Below are 21,626 nucleotides of genomic sequence, written 5' to 3' on the forward strand. Positions count from 1 at the left end.
TCAGCTCCTCGACTCGTTCAGCCGGCCCAGCGCCGCGAACACCGGCTTCGGTTCCCAGTGGCCGTCGTCGTCGACCGCGACCAGTCCGTACGACGAAAGGTCGAAGTCATGCTCCGGGTCGTCCGGCCGGTGCGGCAACGCGAATCCCGCGAAGCTGAACCAGAAGGCCGCCGCCAGTTCGATCCGGTCGAACTCCTCGACGAGCTCGAAGAGGTACTCCACCTGCTCCTCCTCCCTCCGCTCGAACGCGCCGTCGATCGCCGGCGGGTCGACGCTGCGGTTCACGATCATCCAGCCGGTCCCACCGCGGCCCGCCGCGCCGCGGTACGCGCAGCAGCCGAACTCGGTCGCGACCACCGGCTTGCCCCACTTCTTCCGTCCGGCCAGCTCATCGGCGAAGGTCGTCGCGTTGGCCGCGTCCCGGTACGCGTCGACGCTGACGATGTCGAACAGGTCCCAGTTCACGTCCTCCCACAGGCCCGCGGCGTACGTGATCCGGCCGCCGAAGACGCCCCGCGCGGCGGCCGCCAGTTGTTGCTGTACGTCGCCCCACCGGGCAAGCCCTGCCTGCAACTGAGTGAGCTTGGCCGGATCGGTCCACGTCGCGGGGTCGGCCATCAGCGCCAGCCGCTCCCCCGAGGTCTCACCGGGGACGAATCCCTTGCAGAACACGGAAAGCTCACATCCGAGCACCAGAACGACCTCACCTCGACCGGACTGTCGCAGGGTCTCCGCACGACGACCACAGTCGGTCAGGAAAGCGATGAACTCGTCCGGCTCCAGATCCATCGGCACCGGCGAGAACCACAGGTCGAGCCCGGCCGCCAGCGCCGCCTCGCCCGCCGGCACGAGCCGATCCGGATCGTTTCCCGACACCCGGACCGCCGGCGCGTGCAACTCGTCCGCGATCACTCTCAGGTCGTGGCGCACCTCCGCCGCGTCGAAGCGCTCCCGCGTACTGCGGCCGTCGTACCGCAGGCCGGTGTCGTAGTTCACCCCGATGGTCAGCATGACCGGCAGCCTAGCAACTAAACTCATACTCAGTACATCTTTTTATCCAGTATGGTTGGTGCCATGGAGCAGCAGGGGCGCCGCGAGCGGAAGAAGGCCGAGGTCCGGGCGCGGATCTCGGAGTTCGCGACCGCGATGTTTCTCGAGCGCGGGTTCGACGCGGTGTCGGTGTCGGAGGTCGCCGAGGCGGCCGACGTGGCCCGGCCGACGGTGTTCGCGCACTTTGCCCGCAAGGAGGACCTGCTGTTCGACCGGTACCCCGAGGCCGAGGCGATGGTGGTGGCCGCGATCGACGACCGTCCGGACGGCCTGTCCGCGGTGCAGGCACTCTCCGGCCTGCTCGTCCGACTCGCGGACGAGGGCCATCCGCTGTCCACGATCCGCGCGCGGTTCCGCCGTTTCTGGGAGGTCGTCGCCGAGTCGCGGGCGCTGCAGTCGCGCGCCCGCGAGCTCCTCGAGCAGATCGAGCAGGCGACCGCTGCCGCGATGGCGCGCACCGGCGTACCCGAGCCACAGCTGACCGCCGCGCTCGCCGTCGCCGCGTACCGCACTGTCCATCTGACAGCGGTACGCCGGATCCTCGACGGCGAGGACGAAACGGTCGTGGCGGCGGACCACCGCGCGCAGACCCTTCACGCCCTCGCCGTCGTCGACGGTCATCTCGCGGGCCTGCGGAACCAGACCACGGACGCGGCGACCGCCAGGTAGGCCAGCGGGATCGCCGGCGACGCCCCGAACAGGAACAGGTTGGTGGCGCCGGCGCCGATCATCAGTGCGACGAGACCGAGCGCGGCGAGCCGGCACAGGCGCGGGATCAGCAGACCGATGGCCCCGGCGAGTTCGAGCGTCCCGACCACGTACCGCAGCCACTGGCCTGCACCGATCTCGTTGAACATGTCGACCATCAGCGGGTCGCCGGTCAGTTTCGGCACGGCCGCCATCACGAACAGCACGGCCAGAATCGCCTGCACCACCCACAGCGCCACGGTCCGCGGGCGGACGGTCCGGCGGGTCGTCACCGTCGTACTCATGAGCTTCTCCTTCGTCGTCGTGTTTCCGGTACGACGAAGATCCCGCCGGCCGCCCGCAGCGGGCATCCGTGACGACTACGGATCCACTACGGAGCGAAGTAGGTGGCGATCGCGCGGGCGCACTCGACGGACTCCGCGTGCGAGCTGTCCACCTCGACGTCGTACGTGACGCCCTCGTGGACGACGTACGCCTGCTGCTCGGCCATGCCGCGGGCGCGGTTGCCGCGCGCGAGCTCGCGGCCCGCGGCGATCTCCGGATCGCAACGGACGCCGACGAAGATTGCTTCGACGTCCCCGATCGCGTCCCGCCAGCGCTGCTGCGAGCCGGCGCCGCCGAGGAACACGTCGTCGACGATCACCCGGCCGCCGGCCCGGCACATCGCGACGATCCCGGCGGTCCAGGCCGCGTCCAGCTCCCGGAAAGCGGGCCCGACCGACACCTCGCCGTCCGGCCCGATCTCGATGCCGCCGTCCATCACGGCGGGCAACGCGTCCACGAAATCGTCGACGCTGAACCCGAGCCAGGGCTCCGGCAGGACCGCCTGCAGACACCGCACGATCCCGGTCTTCCCGGAACTGGATCCGCCGTTGATGATGATCAGTCGAGCCGTCACGCCCGCAAGGCTAGAGGTTCATCGACTGCACCTTCGACAGATTTCCGTCGCGCCAGCCCGAGGAACGGGACCGCCAGCGCCTGGATCGCGGCCGAGACCAGGTACGCCGGTCCGTACCCCCAGAGGTCCGCGGAGCGACCGAGCGTCGGTTGGATCACGACCCCACCAGCCGAGCCGAGCAGGCTGTCGAACGACAGCACCGTCGCCCGCTGCGCCGACGGGATGTGACTGTTCAGGTACGCCTGCCGCACCGGCGACATCGCGGCGAACAACGTGCCCCACACCATCAGGAGCATCAGCGCCACCCCGAACGACGTCACCACACCCATCACCGCGATCACGACGGCCGACGCGACGATCGCTGCGATCAGGATCCCGATCCGGTCGTGGATCAGACGGGAGATGTACGACGCGGACGCGCCGCCGGCGATCTGCGCACCCGCGACGATCCCGGCCGACAGACCGGCGATCGCATACGAGCCGATGTGTCCGTAGAGCTGGAGCAGGTACGGCTGCGCGGCGTAGAAGCCGTAGACGCTCACCCCGGCCGTGAACGGCCCGGCCAGCATCACCCAGCGGACCCGGCGGTTGAGCAGCCCGTGCCGAAGCGACATCCGAACGATCCCGGCCATCTCGCCCCGCACCGACGTCCGCGGCGCCGGGGTGAAGCCGATGTCCCGCATCGACCGCCACGCCACCACGAACGTGGCCATCAGCAACAACGCGCGAACGACGTACGGCATCCCGAGGTTCGTCAGCTGCGCCAGTACGCCGCCGCCGATCGAGCCGCCCATCATCGCGATCCCGTTCGCCACCTGGCCCTTCGCGAACGCCGCGTCCAGCGACCCCTCGTACCCGGTCGCGTGCAGCCCGTCGACCAGCCAGGCCTCGGTCGCGCCGCTGAAGAACGTGAACCCGAGACCGAGCAGCATCGACACCACCGCCCAGAGTACGAACGGTGCGTGGGTCCGCCACAGCGCCAGGTAGGCCAGCGTGGTCCCGATCAGGGTGGCCGTGCCCAGGAGGTACGACGCACGCCGCCCGACCGTGTCCGCGACAACACCGGTCGGCACCTCGAACAGCACCATCCCGGCCGTGAAGAACGCGTTCGCGGCGAAGGTCTTCCCGATGCTCAATCCGGCGTCGAGCAGGAACAGCGTGTTGATGCCCCAGATCATCGACGACGCACCCGTCGACACCACGGTCAACGTGAGATAGGTCCGCAGTACTCGCTCGGCTGTCATACCCGGTACGTCGGAGCCGTGGCGAACGGCTCGACATGTGCAGCGCTGGCTCCTGGGGCGGGTATCGTCCGGGGACGTGACGGATCAGCAGGCGGAAACGGCGGAGGCTGCGCAAGCGCACGCGCCCAACGCCCACAACACGGCCAAACTCGCAGTGGTCGTCGGCGCACTCGGTGTGGTCTTCGGGGATATCGGGACCAGCCCGATCTACACCCTGCAGACGGTCTTCAACCCCGAGGACCCGCACCCGGTGCCGGTCAGCGACCACAACGTGTACGGCGTGGTGTCGCTGATTTTCTGGTCGGTGATGATCATCGTCACTGCCACCTACATCCTGCTGGCGATGCACGCGGACAACGACGGCGAGGGCGGCGTGATGGCGCTCATCACGCTGCTGCGGCGCTGGCGTGCCACGCACCCGGGCCGCCGCCGGGCCGCGACCGTCCTCGCCGCGGTCGGCCTGTTCGGGGCGTCGCTGTTCTTCGGCGACGGCATGATCACCCCGGCCATCTCGGTACTGTCCGCGGTCGAGGGCCTCAAGGTCGTCCAGCCGTCGCTGGCCGAGTACGTCGTACCGATCACCGCGGTGATCATCGTCGTGCTGTTCCTGGTCCAGCGCCGCGGGACAGAGTCGGTCGGCCGGGTGTTCGGGCCGGTCATGATCGCGTGGTTCACGGTGATCGGCGCGGCCGGGATCGTCGGCATCGTCGAGCACCCGGCGATCCTCGAGGCGCTGTCCCCGACGTACGCGATCGGGTTCCTGGCCGGGCACTTCCACATCGCGTTCTTCGCGCTCGCGGCGATCGTGCTCGCCGTCACCGGCGCCGAGGCGCTGTACGCCGACATGGGGCACTTCGGCCGCAAGGCGATCAGCCGCGGCTGGCTGTTCCTCGTCCTGCCCGCCGGCACCCTGAACTACATGGGTCAGGGCGCGCTGATCCTGAAGGACCACGCGAACATCAGTAGCCCGTTCTTCCTGCTCGTCCCGGACTGGGGCCGGCTGCCGCTGGTGCTGCTCGCGACGGCGGCGACGGTCATCGCGTCGCAGGCGGTGATCACCGGCGCCTATTCGGTCGCGTCCCAGGCCGCCCGGCTCGGGTACCTGCCGCGACTCCGCGTGACGCACACCTCGGCGACGACGGTGGGCCAGATCTACGTCCCGTTCGTGAACTGGCTGTTGTTCGCATCGGTCCTCACGCTGATCTTCGCGTTCCGCAGCTCGGCAGCCCTGGCGTACGCGTACGGCATGACGGTGACCGGCACGATCAGCATCACCACCTTGCTGTTCTTCTACGTCGCGCACTACCGCTGGAACGTGCCGAAGTGGCTGATCGCGCTCGGCGCGGTCCCGCTGCTCGCGGTCGACCTGCTGTTCATCGGGGCGAACCTGACCAAGCTCGTGCACGGCGCGTGGCTGCCGCTGCTGATCGCGGTCACCGCGTTCACCGTGATGTCGACCTGGCAGCGCGGCCGTGAGGTCGTGACAGCCGAGCGGGAACGCGCCGAGGGTTCGCTGCAGGAGTTCATCGACGAGTTGAGCTCCGGCAAGATGCCGATCCGCACGGTGCCGGGGACGGCGATCTTCCTGAACCGCGGCGGCGTCAGCGCTCCGCTCGCGCTGCGGGCGAACGTCGAGCACAACCAGGTCCGGCACGAGCACGTGGTGATCGTGGCGATCGACACCGAGCCGGTGCCGCGGGTCGCCGAGGAGGATCGGGTCACGGTCAACGAGCTCGGGTACGCCGACGACGGCATCACGCATGTCACGATCAAGTTCGGGTACATGGAGGCCCCCGACGTGCCGGCCGCCCTCGCGCAGCTGGAGCCGGACGAGTCCGAGGGTCCGCTCGATCTCGACAAGGCGTCGTACTTCCTGTCCAAGATCGAGCTCCGCCGGGGCAAGGCCGCCACGATGGCGGGCTGGCGCAAGCAGCTGTTCCTCGCCACCTCGCACATCACCGCCGATGCCGCCGAACACTTCGGTCTCCCCCGCGACCGCACGGTCATCATCGGCTCGCACATCGAGTTGTAGACCCCTGGAGGTCGACGCATGGAGCAGACGTACGACGAGAGCGCGCCGGTGCCCGCACTGGCAGGTCTCGTCCGTACGGTCTGGATCCAGCGCACCGGATCGCAGCCCTACCCGCAGCGTGATCTGCCGACGGGCGGGGTCGAACTGCATTGCCCGGTCGGCGGCGTACCGCGGCTGATCGGTCCGCTGACCCGGGCGCATCTGCAGGTGATTCCGCCGCGCACGACGATCGTCGGCGTGCGGTTCATGCCGGGCGCGGGGACGCCCATGCTCGGCGTACCGGCGGACGAGCTCGTCGATTGTGCCGTGGAGCTGTGGGGTCCCGCGGCGGACGCTCTCGGGTGCGCGGTGGCCGATGCGGCCGATCCGCAGACGGCCTTGCTCGCGGTCCAGCGGTACCTGGCGGGGCGGGAGCTTCGGCCGGATCCGGTCGTGGCGGAGATGGTGCGGCGGTTGATGCCGTGGGAGCCGACAGGGATTGCTCAGCTGGCGGACGGGTTGGCGTTGTCGGAGAGTCAGTTGCGGCGGCGGTGCCTGACGGCGACGGGGGTCGGGCCGAAGGCGTTGCAGCGGACGCTGCGGTTCCAGGGGTATCTCGCGTTGGCGCAGGCCGGGTTCGGGAGCGGGCTGTCGGATCTCGCGGCCGAGACCGGGTACGCCGACCACGCGCATCTGACGCGGGAGTGCGTGCGGCTGACCGGGGTGACCCCGCGCGAACTGCTCGGCGACAAGGCGGATCGCTGCGACTGCGGTCACGACCACTCGGCGTCGTACCGGCCGTTCCTCGCCGGGTGGTACGACCGTTTCGTTCAAGCACAGCCCGGCCGCCGCGTCCTAACGTCAGCCCATGGAACTGATCGGGCCTGACCACTCGCTGTACGACGTACTGCGGAAGCCCGCGCTGCCTTTGTACGCCGACATCCGCCCCGCGGCGATTGCACGCTGCTCCTCGTCGTCCGATGTGACCGAGGCGCTCGCGTACGCCCGCTCCGCCAACCTTCCCGTAACTCCCCGCGGCGGCGGCCACTGCTTCGCCGCCCGCTCCTCCACCACCGGTCTCATGCTCGACCTTTCCCCGCTCTCGACGATCACGGTCGAGTCCACTGCGGCGCTTGCGACGATCGGGGCTGGGGCGCGGCTGGCTTCGGTTTATCGGGAGTTGCACGAGTACGGGCTGATGATTCCGGCGGGGTGTGGGCCGACGGTCGGGATCGCGGGGCTGACGTTGGGAGGCGGGCTCGGGTTGCTCGGGCGCCGGTACGGGCTGACCTGCGATCGCCTCGTCGCCGCAACCGTAGTACTCGCGAACGGCAACGTCGTCACCTGCGACGCGGAGCGAGAGTCCGACCTGTTCTGGGCACTCCGCGGTGCGGGCGGCGGCCAGTTCGGCGTGGTCACGGCCCTCGTCTTCAACGCCGTACCGTCACCGGCCGCGACCCGCTTCAAACTCACCTGGCCACGCAGCCGCGCCGCGGAGGTGATCGCCGCCTGGCAGTCCTGGGCCCCCGACGCACCGGACGAGGTCACCGCCAGCCTGACCGTCAACGCCAACCAGGTGCAGGTCTTCGGCGCCACCCTCACAGCCTTTGACCCCGGCTCTCTCGCCGCCCTCGCCCCCGAGATCGACCTCCTCGCCGGCCTCTCCTGGCCCCAGCTCAAGGCCAGCCTCTCGGAAGGCGGTCCGGACAACCGCATCCTCCACAGCAAGTCCGAGTTCTTCCGCTCCCCGCTGCCACCGGACGCCATCACCCAACTCCTCAACGCCGGCTGCGAACTCAACTTCACGCCGATGGGCGGCGCCTACAACCGCGTACCCGTCGACGCGACAGCCTTCGCGCACCGCACAGAGCGCTTCCTCCTGGAACACGCCGGCCCCGACCGCAACGCCGTACGCCGCTCCTGGTCCATCGCCCACGCCTACGCCTCCGGGGCCGTCTACCCCAACTTCCCCGACCCCGACCTGACCGAGTGGCACACCGCCTACCACGGCCCGAACTACCCTCGCCTCCGCGACCTCAAGGCCAAGTACGACCCCGCCGGCGTGTTTCACTTCCCGCAATCCCTCGGAGGTTCGTGATGATCCGGTTGTACATGTCCATGTCGCTCGACGGTTTCGTGGTCGGCCCCGACGACAGTCCCGAGAACCCCATGGGACGCGGCGGATTCCGCTTGTTCAACTGGCTCGACGACCGCAACTCCGACGGACCGAGCGGGCAGGTGGTCCGCGAGTCGCTCGCGACCGGCGCCCTCATCGCGGGCCGTCGTACCTATGAGCACGCCGGCCGCTGGAACGGCGACCACCACGACGGTGTACCGATGTTCATCCTCACCCACCACGTCGCCGAGGACGACGTACCGCCGGGGAGCGCTGTCTACGTTTCCGACGTCGCCGACTGCGCCGCCCGGGCGTTGGCGGCCGCCGGCGACCGCGACGTGATGGTCCACGGCGCCGGCGCGGCCCAGTCCCTCCTCCGCGCCGGCCTCCTCGACGAGCTGGAACTGCACGTAGTCAACGTCCTCCTCGGCCAGGGCCGCCGACTCTTCGACAACCTCCCCGCCGAGTACATAGAGCTCGAACAAGTCCGCCAACTCCCCGCCCGCGACGTAACCCACCTCCGCTACCGCATCGTGAAGTGACCGCAGTAGGACCCGTCGGCTCAAGTCGAGCTTCTCGCGCGGACGCAGTCTTAACCGCAGGCGGGAAAGATGTTCGGGCTGTGGCCTTGAGCATGGTGGAAATTGGCCACAAGATGTGGTCGGACTGATCCCACGCCCCTGGGAGGTTGGCCGCATGTGGAAGGCCGTTGTTCTCGCCGTCGTCAGCTCGCTGGTGGTCGTACTGCCCGCGCAAGCCGCGGCACCGAGTCCCGTCTACGCACCGGACACCTCTGTCGCCGATCCCGGCATATTGCGGGCCAACGGTGACTTCTACGCGTTCACGACCGGCCCCAAGGGTCGCGTCAGCCGTGGTGACACCGCGAGCGGACCGTGGCAGAGCGTCGGTGCGGCGCTCGATCTCTCGACGCCCCCGGCCTGGATGGACACGGGCGCCGACGTCTGGGCGCCGGATGCCTGGTCGACGACGGCGGGGTTCGTCCTCTACTACTCGGCCGTCGCGAAGAACTTCGGCGGGCAGCGCTGCATCGGTGTCGCCACGTCGAGCGGCATCGGCGGACCGTACAAGCCGATCGGCGACACCCCGCTCGTCTGCCCCGGAGGACGGTTCGGCGGCGAGGACGCCGTACCTGGGCGACCGGTCGCGGCCGCCGGCGTGATCGACCCGTCGCCGTTCCAGGACAGCGAAGGGCGGCGCTTCCTGCTGTACAAGACGCAGCAGACCCCGTCGTCGCTGCGCATGGTCCGCCTCACCGACGCCGGCCTGCACTGGGCGGGCAGCGACAGCCGTGAACTCCTGCAACGCGACGGGATCATCGAGAACCCGACGATGGTGCAGCGAGGCTCGCAGTACGTCCTGTTCGCATCTCGCTACGGCTACGACAACTGCAGCTATGCCACCGTCTGGCTGCGCTCGACGGACCGCTGGAACTTCGCCGGCGCTACCGAGCACTCGCTGATGACGTCCGGAAGCACCAGCCTCTGCGGCCCTGGCGGCGCCGACGTCACGCCCTCGCTCGACGGCGGCTGGCGGGTCTTCCTGCACGGCTGGGTGTGTGGCACCGGTACGTCGCCCTGCACGGACAGCCAGATCACGAATGGCGTCGCACACCGCCGCGTCCTGTACGCCACAATCCTCAACTGGACGACCGACGCCACCCCGTCCGTCGGCGCCTTCCTCTGACCGAAAGGTGTTGTCGATGCGCAGAACGAGTCTGTTGCTGGCCGCCGTACTCGCGGTCCTCGCCGGCACGGTGTCCAACCAGTCGGCGTCGGCAGCGTCCGCCGTCCAGCTGCGCTTCGTCACCGCCAACGTCGACTTCGGCGCACCGGAGACCACCCCGGCGAAATGGCGCAACCTGATCGCTCCGAACGCGGACGTCGTCTTCCTTCAGGAGGCCAAGAACCTCAGGCTCGCCGACTTCGTCGACACCTCGACGTGGATCATCCGGCACGGCACGGTCGCGAACGAGAACGACTCCGAGGACCGGCTCGGCAGCGCGGTCCTGATCCGCCGCTCGGTCGCCACCGATGTCGACGACTGGGACCTGGTGAAGGGCGTCGACGCGAGCCCGTGCCCGGACGGCGGGATCATGACGCGCTGGATCGCGAAGCTCAAGATCAAGCTGACCAACGGCCGCTGGGTGCGGATCGCATCCCTGCACATGCCGCCCGGCCGCTGCCAGACCGGACCGGGGAGCCCTTACGACGTGATGTCCGGCAACGTGGTCGACTTCGTCCAGCGCACCGACATGTTCACGGTCCTGGGCGCCGACTGGAACAAGACCGTCGACGCCGACCCCAACGACATCGGGAAACGCTCCGGTCTCGAGCCCAACGGCCCCGACAGCGGCGACCGCATCGACGGCTTCATGTACTCCCCCGCGCTGGCCAACTGCTGCATGACGCAACTGGGGCAGGTCAGCGACGGCCACCAGGCAGTTCAGCTCAAGCTCACGATCTCCGCGCCGTGACGCGTTTCAGAGCCACGGAGGGAGCGCGCCGGCGGGTTTCCCGTCTGCGGAGAACACCTCCGCGTAGGGGCGGCCGGTTAGGTATGCCGCTATTTCGGGGAGTGGACCGCTGACGGGCGGTACGTCGGCGCGTTCGGTGCGGATGTCTTCGCACAAGGCTTCGAGGAAATCTGTGGGAAGGTCGGCGAAGGTGAGGCCGGTGCCGAGGTCGACGGCGTGGATCATCACCTCGCGGGAGCGCATCCAGGGGATCCTGGTCGCCGGTATCGGCTCGCCCCGCGACGTGCGGACCTCTGCCTGCCACTGTGCGTCGGTGAGCGTCGCCATCGACGCGTTCAGCCCGGCCGTCGCGGCCTCGAACCACGACCGCAGCTCATCGGCCGACCTCGACGTACCGGCCTCGATGTCCGCGTCCCGCGCCTGGCGCGACGGGTACATCGGGCGCTCCTCGCCGGTCCGCGCCCACTCCACCAGGTTCCCCAGTGCCTCGGCGTTCAGCGACAGATGGGCCACGACATGCCGCCGTGACCATCCCGGCAGCAGCGACGGCGCCTCGAGGTCGTCCAGTGCTTCGCGGCACAGCGCCGTACCCTCGTCGATCCACTCGAGAACGCGCTCCATGAAGCGAACGTAACCGACCACGGCGCGGGTTCTTGCAGCGGTGGGGTCTTGTGGTGAGACTGACCCCCATGAAGGAGGGGGCCCACGCGTGGTGACGACGATCGGAGTAGTAGGACCGTCGGACCTGGTCACCTCCACCAGCCGGATCATCAAAGGGCTCCGTGGCGTCGAGGTGATCCCGCTCCGGTACCGCCGGGAGACCGACACCCCCAAGGTGATGGCCGACGCGCCGGGCAGTGTTGACGCGTGGCTGTTCACCGGCGTCGTCCCGTACCAGATCGCCGCCGCGCAGGACCTCCTGGACCGTCCCGCAGCGCACGTCGAGTACACGGGCGCGACCCTCATGCGCGCCCTGGTCCAGCTGCTCCGCGAGGGGCACGACGTGACGTCGCTCAGCATCGACGTACTCGACGAGGGTGACGTCCGGGAGACGTTCGACGAGGTCGGGCTCCCGATGCGCGGTGTCCGCGTGCTGCCGTACCGGCCCGGGCTGAGCCTCGACGACATCGTCGCGTTCCACCACGAGGCCGGCGCGACCGTCGCGATCACCTGTCTGCGGTCGGCGTACGAGAAGCTCCGGACCGAGCAGACGACCCTCCGGCTGGCGCCGTCGGTGCACTCGGTCCGTTCGGCGGTGAACAGTCTGCTCCTCGTCCACGACGCTCTGCGCAGTGACGATGCGCAGATCGCGCTCGGCCTGGTGGAGATTTCTCCGGACGCCGAGAGCGCTCTCCGGCGCGAAGCCGGCTCTCTCGGCGGCAGCGTCATCCGGTACGACGACAAGCGCTGGCTCGTGGTGGCGACCCGCGGACCGCTCGAACAGGCGACCGCGGCGTTCACCGAGCTCAGCATGCTGACCCGGTTGAAGGAGCAGTTCGGACCGGTCCGCATCGGGTTCGGCATCGGCGGGTCCGGGACCGAGACCGAGGCGCTGGCCCGCCGCGCGCTCGGCCGGGCGAAGACCGCCGGACGTACGGCGGCCGTCGTGTCGCTGCGCAACGACATCGACCTCGTGCTGGTCGGCGGCGCGCCGCCACGGGCTCAGCAGCGCTCGAAACTGCAGTTGCTCGCGCAACGCGCGGGCCTCTCGAAGGCGACCCTCGAGCGGCTGCAGGAGCTCGTCCGCGCCACCCCGGAGGACGGGCTGACCACCCGTTCCGTCGCCGACTACCTCGGCATCCAGCCGCGGACCGCGCGCCGCGTCCTGAACCGCCTCGAGCGCGCCGGACTGGCGGATGCCACCGGCACCCAGCTCGGCACCGGCAGCGGCCGCCCGCTCGTGGTCTACCGCGTTCATCTCTGATTATTTCCCGAACGGTTGACGCACTGACGCGCGTCCGGCTAATTTCAGCCATGACCGTAATTCGGTACGCACTGTCCCGGGAGGCCTTGTGGACAAGCGATTCGCACGGGGAATGATTGCCGCTCTGCTCATCTGCACAGGACTGGTGAGCACATCTGCTCCAAACAGCGCTGCCATGCCAGCCCGTGCCTCAGTTCCGGCCGTGACCGAAACTCCGACCGTGACCAGCCTCGGTCCGGCGTCCGCCGTGACCTCGACCAGCGTCGCCGAGCAGGTCGGCGACCGGATCTGGACCGTCACCTCCGGCGTCTCGCCCGTCCAGGTCGGCGCGTTCGACCCGGTCGGCAAGACCGTCGACCGCAAGTTCTCCCTGCCGACCGGCGCCGGGGCGTGGGCCATGACCCATATCGGCACCGACCTGTACATCGGCCTCTACACCCCCGGCGACATCTACAAGGTCGACACGACCACCGGCACCGCGACCAAGGTCGCGCAGTTCGGCCCGTTCGTCTGGTCGATCGCCGCGGCCCCGGACGGCAAGATCGTCGCCGGTACCTATCCCGACGGCGGGGTGCACGAATACGACCCGGCCACGGGTGCCACCAAGTCGTACGGCGCCGCCATCGCCGGTGAGCAGTACGTCCGCAGCATCGCCGCCGACGCCACCACGATCTACGCCGGCGTCGGCACGAAGGCACACCTGATCGCCATCGACCGCGCGACCGGCGCCCGCCGCGACGTGCTGCCCGCCAAGTACGCGGACCGCACGTTCGTCGCCACTCTGGCCCTCGACGGGACGAAGCTCGCCGCAGGCCTCTCCCCCACCGGCACAATGCTCGTCTTCGACACCGCCGACCTGAGCAACCCGGTCGAGGTGCAGACGCCCGGCGGCGACCAGTACGTCACCGCCATCACGCTGAGCGGCGACGACATCTACCTCGGAACCCGCCCGTCCGGCACGCTCTATCGATACCGGGACACCGCGCTGACGCGCCTCGGTTCGCCGTACGACGGTGCGTACTTCAACCGGATCTTCGTCGAGAGGTCGACGAGCGGCACCATACGGGCCGAACTGACCAGCCAGGTCGTCGACTTCGACGAGGCGAGCGGAACCTTCACCGGCACCGATCTGGGCCAGGCAGGTCTGCCACCCGCGCCCGAACAGGTGATGGCGCTCGCCGCCACGTCTTCGTCCGTCCTGGTCAGCGGCAAGGCCGGCGTCCAGGTCCACGATCTCGCCGCCGGCACGAGCACCCGCACGTTCCTGCCCGGCGAGGCGAAGACGATGACGCCGGTCGGAAAGAACGTGTACCTGGGCGTCTACACACTGGCCCGCCTCTGGCAGATGAAGCCCGACGGCACCGACCTGCATGAACTCGGCCAGATCGGCAACGAGCAGACCCGCCCGACCGACGCCGCGTACGACGACCGCTCGCAGACGTGGCTGGTCTCCACCGAGCCCGACTACGGCAAGTACGACGGAACACTCGTCGAACAGCACCTGGACAGCGGCGACCGCGAGGTGCACCGCGGCGTCGTTCCGCACCAGTCGGTCCGCTCTGTGACGACTGCCGACGGCATCGCGTTCCTCGGCGGCGCGACCCGCAACAGCCTCGGCACGGACCCGATCTTGCCCGAGGCAACCGTCGTCGCGTTCGACCAGCGCCGTAACAAGGTGCTGTGGGAGACCGCCCCACTGTCCGGAGCGCAGACCTACAGCGATCTCGTCCTCTACCGCGGCCGGCTGTACGCGACCACCGACGATGGCCGGCTCGCCGTCCTCGATCCGGGGACCGGCAAGCTCGTCTCGAGCGCGACGCTCGGGACCGGTCAGAGCCGGCTCACGATCGCCCGCACCGGCCTGTACGGCACCGACAACAAGCGCGTCTTCAAGATCACGCCGAACCCCAGCGGCACCCCGACCGTGAGCACCGTGGTCGACGGCCTGGGAGCGCAGATCTACAGCTACCCGCTGATCACCACGTCGTACGACGGGAACGCGCTCTACACGATCAAGGGCCGCGATCTCGTCCGCATCGGAGGGCTCCGATGATCATCTCCCGCCGTACCGCTCTCGCCGGCGTGCTCGCGACCGGCGCCCTGACCACTCTCCCAGCCACTGCTCACGCGGAGGACGGACCCATCGACGGTTCCACGCTGCCTACGTTCGGCCCTGCCGTCGTCACAGCCGCCGTCGTCGCGATGGCGGTGCACGACGGCCGCGCCTACGTCATCAGCCGCGGCATCGTTCCGCCCCGCCTGACCGAGGTCGACCTGACCACCCGTCGCGTGACCAGGACGGTCGAGCTGCCGACCGGCGAAGGTGGCTGGGGCATCACGGTTGCCGCCGGCAAGGTTTACTGCGGGCTCTATCCGACTGCCGACGTCTACTGCTTCGACCCGGTCGACGGCTCCGTGAGTCACGTGAGAGCGCTCGCCGGTCCCGGCGGCTTCGTCTGGGACATGACGACGGCCCCCGACGGCCAGGTGTTCGCGGTCAGCTACCCGAACGGCGCCGTCTGGCAGATCGATCCCGCGACCAACACGGTCACTCAGCTCGGCGCCCCCGTTCCCGGTGCGCAGTACGGCCGGTACGTCGGGGCCGCGGGCAACTACGTGTACGCCGGGATCTACACGCCGTCGCAGTTGGTCGGGTACGACCGAAGTACCGGGGTCTTCCGCGACATCACGCCCGAGGCGTCCCGCGGGCAGAACTTCGGCCCGTTCGCGGGAGCCGGCGACCGGATCTACGTGGGCAGCAGCCAGGCGCTGCTGAGCATGGCGCTCGACGGCAGCGACGTACGGAGCGTGCCGTTGCCCGACGGCGAGTCGAGCGTCGACGCGATCACGGTCGCCCCGGACGGCACGGCGTACCTGACCACCCGGACGTCGGGGACGGTCTGGTCGTGCGGGCCGCAGGACAGCAGTCTCACCGAGGTGGCGACGCCGGCGCCCGCGGACGAGCATCGCCGTCTCGTGACGCTCGACGCGAGCACGCTGCTCGGCTCGACCGGGTCCGGCGTGCTGTGGTGGCTCGACGTCGGGACGGGTGAGTTCGAGCTGCTCGATCTCGTCGACGCCGGGTTCACACCCGCGCCGGACAAGCCGCAGTCGATCGTGATCGGCGACCCGCACGTGTACGTCGGCGGGCACTGGGTCGTCGCCGAGCACGCGATCGACACCGGCGTCACGCGCCGGTTCCGGGTTGCCGGTGAGGCCAAGACGCTGAGCTGGATCCGGGGCGAGTTGTACTCCGCGCTGTATCCGAGCACCGAGGTGGTCCGGATCAACCCGCGGACCAAGGAGGTGCACAGCTTCGGCACGATCGGTCACGAGCAGCTCCGGCCGTGGCAGGCGGCGTACGACCCGAAGTCGAAGCTGCTCGCGATCGCCTCCGCACCGGGCACCGGGAAGCTGACCGGCGCCCTCACCCTGCTCGACATACGCACCGGCGAACTCGACGTGCACTACGGCGTACTCCCCGACCAGAGCGTGCTGTCGGTCTCGATCGCCGACGGCATCGCGTACCTCGGCGGGGATGTGGTCGGCGGCGGGGGCGTCCCGCCGACCCGCACCTCGGCGGCGATCGCGGCATTCGATGTGGGTCGCCGCGAACTGCTCTGGACCGCCGAGCCACTCGCCGGAGAACGCTCGATCCAGAGCGTCGCCGTTCACGACGGCATCCTGTACGGCGTCCTGAAGCGAACCAGCGGCGGCTGGTTCACGTACGACCTGCGCACGCGCGCCGTCGTCCGCGGCGCGAACAAGCTGTCCGGGTACGGCCAGCTCCACACTGATCCGACCGGCGTCTACTGTGAAACGAACTTCGGCGGGAACCTGTACCAGCTCGGGCCGGGCCTCAGCACGGCGAAACTGCTCGTGAACAAGCTCGGCGACGGGTGGTACACCGTGCCGCAGCTGACCCCGGTCCGCGGTGTGCAGCAGAGCGCCCAGCACTCGGTCTGGGGCCTCGCCGACCGCGACCTAGTCCAGCTGCCGTTGCCCTAAGCAAAGGATTCGTCTGATGGAGAACAGTCAGCTTGCCCGTGACGGCGGTACGCCGGTGCGCACGGAACCGCTGCCGTCGGTGATGAACGCCAGCGGCCGGCGCTTCGGCGACGACGAGGTCAAGGCGGTCGAGCGCGTGCTGCGCAGCGGCATGCTCTCGGCGACCTGGGGAACGGAGGTTCCCGCGCTCGAGCTCGAGTTCGCCTCGCTGCTCGGCGCCGGGTACGCCGTAGCCTGCAGTTCGGGAACCGCGGCCCTGCACCTGGCTGTCGCCGCCGTGAACCCCGAGCCCGGCGACGAGATCATCACCACGCCGATCAGCGACATGGGCACCGTGTTCCCGATCATGATGCAGAACGCCGTTCCGGTGTTCGCGGACGTCGACCCGCTCACGGGAAACCTGACACCCGAGACCGTGGCCGCCGCGATCACGCCGCGCACGAAGGCCGTGATCGTCGTGCACCTGTTCGGAAAGCCGGCCGCCGTCCGGGAGTTGCGTGAGCTCTGCGACCAGCACGGGATCCTGCTGATCGAGGACTGCGCCCAGGCGTATCTCGCGCCGGTCGGCGACACGTTCGTCGGCCGGATCGGGCACATCGGATGCTTCAGCCTCCAGCAGACCAAGCACATCAGCGCCGGCGACGGCGGTCTGACGGTGACCGACGACGCGCAGCACGCCCGCCGGATGCGGTTGTTCGCCGACAAGGGCTGGCCACGGGACACCGACGAGCGGACCTACCTGTTCCTCGCGCTCAACTACCGCATGACCGAACTCGTCGCCTCGGTCACTCGCGCCCAACTGAACCGTCTACGTGGCGTCGTCCAGGATCGTCGTACGGCGGCATTGCGGGCGACGGCCGGGATCGCGGATCTGGTCGGCGTCACCGCCCCGCCCGACGGGCACGACCACGTGTACTGGCAGTACCCGTTGATCATTTCCGAGGCGGCCGGCGACATGCGCGAATGGGCCGCGGCGTTGACCGCCGAGGGGGTGCCGGCGAACGGTGGGTACCTGACCAGCCCGTTGTACGCCGCACCCGCCGTCCGCGAGCGGATCACGTACGGTCGGTCCGGGTTTCCGCTGCAGGACGTCTCGTACCCGGCCGGCCTGTGCCCGAACGCCGAGGAACTCATCGACCGCAAACTGCTCGTCCTCGGCTGGAACGAGAACTACACCGAATCCGACGTCGACGACATCGTGGCGGCGATCCGCAAGGTCCACAACGCCCTGTCCCGGAAGGCATCATGACCGATTCCCCCTTGCTGCTCGACTGCGACATCCTGGTCGGGCACGACGTGACGACGGGGCGCTGGGGGCGGCCCGAGAACGTCGCGAAGGTGTTCGCGGAGAGCGGTATCTCCGGCGGCGTCGTGTCCGGGTTGCGGGCGGTGCACTTCGACGTACCGTCCGGGAACGACGAGGCGCGGCAGGTTGCTGATGGCAACGGCTGGACGACGTGCCCGGTGCTCGACCTGCGTGATCCGCTCGGTGCGGAGAAGGAACTGGATCGTCAGCTGGCCAGTGACACGCCGCCGCGGGCGATCCGGCTGGCGCCGACCGCGCAGAGCGTCGAGCCGACGTACCCGGCCTTCGGGCACATCGCGCAGCTGCTCGTCGACGCCGGGCTCACAATCTTCACCGAGGGCGACGTCCGCAAGGTCGGCCCGGCGCTGCGCGGGCTCGGCGCCCGCGTGGTGTTCCTGGACACGCACTTCTACTATCTCGGCGACTTCGTCCTGCTGGCCCGGTCCGAGCCCGGGTTCCACACCTCCACCCGGATGCTCACCGGACCGGACTCGCTGGAGATCGTGGCCGCGGAGGTCGGCGCCGAGCGGCTGGTGCTCGGCTGCCGGACGCCGTTCCACGAGACCCGCTCGGTGATCCGCCGGCTGCTGTCGTCCAAGCTCAGCCCGGACGAGATCGCCCAGGCCGGAAGCCGCAGTCTCACGACTCTGCTGGAGCCCGCATGCTGATCGACGTACACGCGCACTGGGGACCGTGGTTCTTCTCGATGGACGTCGCGAGTATCGACACCAACATCGACGGTCTCAACCGGTTCGGCATCGACCTCCAACTGGTCTCGGCGATCGAGGCCATCGTGTACGACGCTCCGCTCGGCAACCGCTCCCTCGCCGAGCAACTCCCGGCCGATCCGCGGCTGCGCGGGATGGTCGTCGTCGACCCGCGCCGCCTGGACGAGGCCCGGACCGACCTCGACGAGCTCCTCGCCGGCGACGGCCGGACGCGGTGGGTCGGCGCCAAGATCCACACCGAGTACAGCCGGACGCCGATGACGTCGCCCGCGATGCAGGCCGCGATCGAGCTCACCACCGAGTACGGGCTGCCCACCCTGGTCCACACCTGGGGCGACACCGTCGTCGATCTCGCCGACGTCGCCGCCCGGGTCCCGGGGGCGCGGGTGCTCGCCGGTCACATGGGCGCGAACGGCTGGCCCCGGGTCCCCGAGGCGGCGGACCGCTGCGACCGGGTCTGGTTCGAGCCGTGCTGGTCCGCGCCCGAGGCCAACCGGATCCGCTGGGTCCTGGACCGGATCGACCCCGGCCGGATGATGTTCGGCACCGACGCCACACTCATCGACCCGTCGGTCGCGCTCGGCGCGCTCGAGGCCGCCGACCTCACCCCCGACGAACACGAGGCCGTCACCCACCGCAACGCCATCGCCCTGTTCGGGCTCTGACTACCGCGGGTTTCCGGAAAGAATTCGTCAGCTGGTGACAGATTCTTTCCGGAGATCGGGGGCGCCGGCCACGAACACCAGAATGTCGGTTTCAGGCCCGCGGACCTCGGGCTCCTGCCAGCCGAGGTGCCGGTAGAACGCGATCGCGTCGTGGTTCTGGTTCCACGCGAGGAGCCAGGCGCGGTTGTTGTCGCGCGTGGCGGTCTCGAGGAGACGCCGGGCCAGGCCGGTGCCGCGGGCGTGCTGCAGTACGCCGAGCTCGTCCACCTCGTACGCGCCGATCAGCAGCTCCTCGACCTGCTCGCGGCCGATCCGGGCGAGGACGCTCCCGTACGACCGATCGGTCCGGAACGGCGCCGGCGTCGTCCATCCGGTCAGGAACCCGGCGATCCGCCCGTCCTCCGATCGCTCGATCCACGCCTGGAACCCGTCCCGCTCCGCGTCGGTCTCGAGCCGCTTCCGGAAGGCGATCCGGGTCTGTTCGGGATCGCGGTGCTCGAACGGCGGCGCCGTGAACACCTCGACGTACGCCGTGGTCAGTTCGTCCGCGATCTCCAGGATGTCCCGCCCATGCGTGTGCACCGCTCCAACCTATCGATGGAGCGGTCCGTCCTGCCGGTGTCACTGGTGCCGCAGGCTCAGTTGGTCGCCGCCGGCTGCAGATCCGAGGGACCGTCCGCCGGAGCCCCGCCGGACGACTTGGCAGCCGACCTGGTGGCGGCACTCGTGGTTGCGGCGCCCGGCGAACCCGGCGTCGCCGCGATCGTCTCCAGTTCGGCGCGGAACTGCGGAAGCATCCAGCGCAGCGGCTGGTCCAGAACCCGTGCGATGGCCGCCTCGTCGACCTTCAGCAGGCCGCCGATCCGGGCGAGCGCGTCCGGCTCGTCGGTGGCGGCGTACAGCAGATGGACGACCTCGTGCCGGTGCGCGAACACGGCAAGCGCCGCGGCGGCCAGGCCGGCATCGATCTCCGGCGGACTGGTGATTTCCCCGTTAACTGTCACGACACCAACAACCCGTTCAGGCCCTGATCGGTTACGTGTCAGTCTTGACAGTTGACCAATGCTCAATTGGTGCTCAGCTGGGCAGCCAGGAGACTTTGCCGAGCAGGTACGTCGCCCCGATCAGGGCGGCCGTGTCGATCAGGGTGTGCGCGACGACGAGCGGCATGATCCGTCCCCACCGCCGGTACAGGTAGGTGAAGATCACGCCCATGACCACGTTTCCCGCGAACCCGCCGAGTCCCTGGTAGAGGTGGTACGAACCGCGCAGCAGCGAGCTCGTCACGGTGGCCCGCCGTACCGACCAGCCGAGTTGGTCGAGCCGGTGGTTCAGGTACCCGAGCACGATGACTTCCTCGAGTACGGCGTTCTGCACGGAGACCGCGATCAGGATCGGGATCCGCCACCAGTGGTCGGGCAGCTGCGACGGGTCCACGGTCAGATTCACGCCGGTCGCGTGGGCACCGATGTAGAACAGCAGGCCCGCTCCGCCGACGGCGGCCGCGATCGCCGTACCGCGTCCGAGGTCGCGCATCCTGTCCTGCAGGTCGAACCCGATCGTCCGGAACGACTCTCTGCCCCGCGCGAGCAGATGACCGACCAGCGCGACCGGCACCAACGCGGTGACCACCGCGAAGATCTGCCAGGCCAGGTCCAGCCACGGGCGGCCTGGCGCGCGCGAACCGACGATCACGGCGGTCTGCCCGCTGATCGGTTTCGCCGAGGTGAGGACGCCGGTGAAGGAGATGATCGCCGCCACCCCGGACGCCCCCAGCGAGAGCGCCAGCACCAGCCAGACCTCCCGCGAGAGCACCGACCGACTGACGCCAGGATCCACAGCCTCTGCTGCCGGTGGGGGCGGGTCGTCGGCGGGGGTCGTCATGGTTCAACTATCCCGCGTGGGACCACCCAGCAGGTCGAGCAGGTGGCTGAAGAGGTCGGCGGTATCGGCCTGCAGCTCGTACTGCGACTGCACCTGGAGACCGTCGGAGAGCGCGATCAGCAGCGTCGCGATCGTTTCCGGGTCGGCCGACGCGTTGAGGGTCCCGGCAGCCTGACGGGCGCGGACCGCGTCGGTGAGGGCCGCGCGAATCCCGGCGTACCGCTCCACGAAGTACTGGTGAGATCCGTGTTCCGGGTCGCCGGCCTCGGCGGAGAACGTCGAGTACAGCTGCACAAGGCCCGGCACCGATCCGTTGTGGCGGACGATCGCGGTCAGGTTGTCGATCGGGTCGCCGGTCTCGAACCGTGCCAGATCGGCCTCGTCACGGGCCCGCAGCACCGCCTCGAACAGCTGCTCCTTCGAGCCGAAGTAGTGCAGCATCCCGGCCTCGCTGAGTCCGGCCGCCGCGGCCAGTTCGCGCGTCGACGTCTTCCGGTACCCGTGCCGCGCGATCACTTCCAAAGCGGCCCGCAGGATCTCGGCGCGCTTCGCGACACCCTTCGCATAAGGACCCCGGGAAGTAGCCATGG

Annotated in this window: 22 protein-coding genes; 13 read left to right on the forward strand and 9 right to left on the reverse strand. The window is 69.4% G+C overall.

Annotated features, from left to right (window positions below):
• Nucleotides 1-1,011, reverse strand: a complete 1,011-nt coding sequence (locus tag EV651_RS21730) for a hypothetical protein (protein WP_133787037.1) — start codon at nucleotides 1,009-1,011, stop codon at nucleotides 1-3.
• Between the two features lie 63 nt (nucleotides 1,012-1,074).
• Between EV651_RS21730 and EV651_RS21735 the strand changes: the two genes are divergently transcribed.
• Nucleotides 1,075-1,719 (forward strand): TetR/AcrR family transcriptional regulator, encoded by a 645-nt coding sequence (locus EV651_RS21735; protein ID WP_166658695.1) that lies wholly within the window; start codon nucleotides 1,075-1,077, stop codon nucleotides 1,717-1,719.
• On the opposite strand, the gene EV651_RS21740 is transcribed toward EV651_RS21735, so the two are convergent.
• The 3 genes from EV651_RS21740 to EV651_RS21750 form a co-directional block, all read right to left on the reverse strand.
• Nucleotides 1,668-2,042 (reverse strand): DoxX family protein, encoded by a 375-nt coding sequence (locus EV651_RS21740; RefSeq protein ID WP_133787039.1) that lies wholly within the window; start codon nucleotides 2,040-2,042, stop codon nucleotides 1,668-1,670. The two genes, EV651_RS21735 and EV651_RS21740, sit on opposite strands and share 52 nt — an antisense overlap.
• Nucleotides 2,043-2,128: 86 nt before the next feature.
• A complete protein-coding gene (gene cpt / locus EV651_RS21745; protein ID WP_133787040.1) occupies nucleotides 2,129-2,656 on the reverse strand; it encodes a chloramphenicol phosphotransferase CPT in 528 nt (175 codons plus the stop codon).
• Nucleotides 2,653-3,900 carry an MFS transporter gene (locus tag EV651_RS21750; RefSeq protein ID WP_133787041.1) on the reverse strand — a complete coding sequence of 416 codons (1,248 nt, stop codon included), beginning with the start codon at nucleotides 3,898-3,900 and terminating at the stop codon, nucleotides 2,653-2,655. Before EV651_RS21750 ends, cpt begins: the two co-directional genes overlap by 4 nt.
• A 76-nt stretch (nucleotides 3,901-3,976) precedes the next feature.
• On the opposite strand from EV651_RS21750, the gene EV651_RS21755 reads away from it, so the two are divergent.
• From EV651_RS21755 to EV651_RS21780, 6 genes are all read left to right on the forward strand, one after another.
• Nucleotides 3,977-5,932, forward strand: a complete 1,956-nt coding sequence (locus tag EV651_RS21755) for a potassium transporter Kup (RefSeq protein WP_133787042.1) — start codon at nucleotides 3,977-3,979, stop codon at nucleotides 5,930-5,932.
• An 18-nt stretch (nucleotides 5,933-5,950) separates the two neighbouring features.
• A complete protein-coding gene (locus EV651_RS21760) occupies nucleotides 5,951-6,799 on the forward strand; it encodes an AraC family transcriptional regulator (protein ID WP_133787043.1) in 849 nt (282 codons plus the stop codon).
• Complete coding sequence (locus tag EV651_RS21765) at nucleotides 6,780-8,009, forward strand: FAD-binding oxidoreductase (protein WP_133787044.1); 1,230 nt, start codon at nucleotides 6,780-6,782, stop codon at nucleotides 8,007-8,009. The genes EV651_RS21760 and EV651_RS21765 overlap by 20 nt, the downstream gene beginning before the upstream one ends.
• Nucleotides 8,009-8,569, forward strand: coding sequence for a dihydrofolate reductase family protein (locus EV651_RS21770; RefSeq protein WP_133787045.1), 561 nt, complete (start codon nucleotides 8,009-8,011; stop codon nucleotides 8,567-8,569). The genes EV651_RS21765 and EV651_RS21770 overlap by 1 nt, the downstream gene beginning before the upstream one ends.
• Nucleotides 8,570-8,723: 154 nt before the next feature.
• Nucleotides 8,724-9,731, forward strand: a complete 1,008-nt coding sequence (locus EV651_RS21775; RefSeq protein WP_133787046.1) for a family 43 glycosylhydrolase — start codon at nucleotides 8,724-8,726, stop codon at nucleotides 9,729-9,731.
• Nucleotides 9,732-9,747: 16 nt separating this feature from the next.
• Nucleotides 9,748-10,521: an endonuclease/exonuclease/phosphatase family protein gene (locus EV651_RS21780; protein ID WP_133787047.1), complete on the forward strand. Its 774-nt coding sequence runs from the start codon at nucleotides 9,748-9,750 to the stop codon at nucleotides 10,519-10,521.
• Nucleotides 10,522-10,527: 6 nt separating this feature from the next.
• Here the strand turns inward: EV651_RS21780 and EV651_RS21785 are convergent, their stop codons facing one another.
• Entirely contained in the window at nucleotides 10,528-11,142 is a 615-nt protein-coding gene (locus tag EV651_RS21785) for a maleylpyruvate isomerase family mycothiol-dependent enzyme (protein WP_133787048.1), read from the reverse strand.
• 88 nt (nucleotides 11,143-11,230) lie between these two features.
• On the opposite strand from EV651_RS21785, the gene EV651_RS21790 reads away from it, so the two are divergent.
• From EV651_RS21790 to EV651_RS21815, 6 genes are all read left to right on the forward strand, one after another.
• Nucleotides 11,231-12,445, forward strand: a complete 1,215-nt coding sequence (locus EV651_RS21790; protein ID WP_133787049.1) for a helix-turn-helix domain-containing protein — start codon at nucleotides 11,231-11,233, stop codon at nucleotides 12,443-12,445.
• A 202-nt stretch (nucleotides 12,446-12,647) separates the two neighbouring features.
• Entirely contained in the window at nucleotides 12,648-14,498 is a 1,851-nt protein-coding gene (locus EV651_RS21795) for a PQQ-binding-like beta-propeller repeat protein (RefSeq protein ID WP_133787050.1), read from the forward strand.
• Nucleotides 14,495-16,453, forward strand: a complete 1,959-nt coding sequence (locus EV651_RS21800; protein WP_133787051.1) for a hypothetical protein — start codon at nucleotides 14,495-14,497, stop codon at nucleotides 16,451-16,453. The genes EV651_RS21795 and EV651_RS21800 overlap by 4 nt, the downstream gene beginning before the upstream one ends.
• Before the next feature lie 16 nt (nucleotides 16,454-16,469).
• On the forward strand, nucleotides 16,470-17,702 hold the full coding sequence (locus tag EV651_RS21805; RefSeq protein ID WP_133787052.1) for a DegT/DnrJ/EryC1/StrS aminotransferase family protein: 1,233 nt from the start codon (nucleotides 16,470-16,472) through the stop codon (nucleotides 17,700-17,702).
• Entirely contained in the window at nucleotides 17,699-18,427 is a 729-nt protein-coding gene (locus tag EV651_RS21810; RefSeq protein ID WP_133787053.1) for a hypothetical protein, read from the forward strand. Before EV651_RS21805 ends, EV651_RS21810 begins: the two co-directional genes overlap by 4 nt.
• Entirely contained in the window at nucleotides 18,421-19,152 is a 732-nt protein-coding gene (locus tag EV651_RS21815) for an amidohydrolase family protein (protein ID WP_133787054.1), read from the forward strand. Before EV651_RS21810 ends, EV651_RS21815 begins: the two co-directional genes overlap by 7 nt.
• Before the next feature lie 27 nt (nucleotides 19,153-19,179).
• Here the strand turns inward: EV651_RS21815 and EV651_RS21820 are convergent, their stop codons facing one another.
• From EV651_RS21820 to EV651_RS21835, 4 genes are all read right to left on the reverse strand, one after another.
• On the reverse strand, nucleotides 19,180-19,734 hold the full coding sequence (locus tag EV651_RS21820; RefSeq protein WP_133787055.1) for a GNAT family N-acetyltransferase: 555 nt from the start codon (nucleotides 19,732-19,734) through the stop codon (nucleotides 19,180-19,182).
• Between the two features lie 56 nt (nucleotides 19,735-19,790).
• Nucleotides 19,791-20,156, reverse strand: a complete 366-nt coding sequence (locus EV651_RS21825) for a hypothetical protein (RefSeq protein WP_133787056.1) — start codon at nucleotides 20,154-20,156, stop codon at nucleotides 19,791-19,793.
• A gap of 73 nt (nucleotides 20,157-20,229) precedes the next feature.
• The gene (locus EV651_RS21830; protein ID WP_133787057.1) at nucleotides 20,230-21,036 is read right to left on the reverse strand and encodes a CPBP family intramembrane glutamic endopeptidase; all 807 of its coding nucleotides are present in this window, start codon (nucleotides 21,034-21,036) and stop codon (nucleotides 20,230-20,232) included.
• Between the two features lie 3 nt (nucleotides 21,037-21,039).
• Nucleotides 21,040-21,624: a TetR/AcrR family transcriptional regulator gene (locus EV651_RS21835; RefSeq protein WP_133787058.1), complete on the reverse strand. Its 585-nt coding sequence runs from the start codon at nucleotides 21,622-21,624 to the stop codon at nucleotides 21,040-21,042.
• Nucleotides 21,625-21,626 lie beyond the last annotated feature (2 nt).

Origin of the sequence: Kribbella sp. VKM Ac-2571 (genome assembly GCF_004362255.1) — a bacterium.
GTDB lineage: Bacteria > Actinomycetota > Actinomycetes > Propionibacteriales > Kribbellaceae > Kribbella > Kribbella pratensis.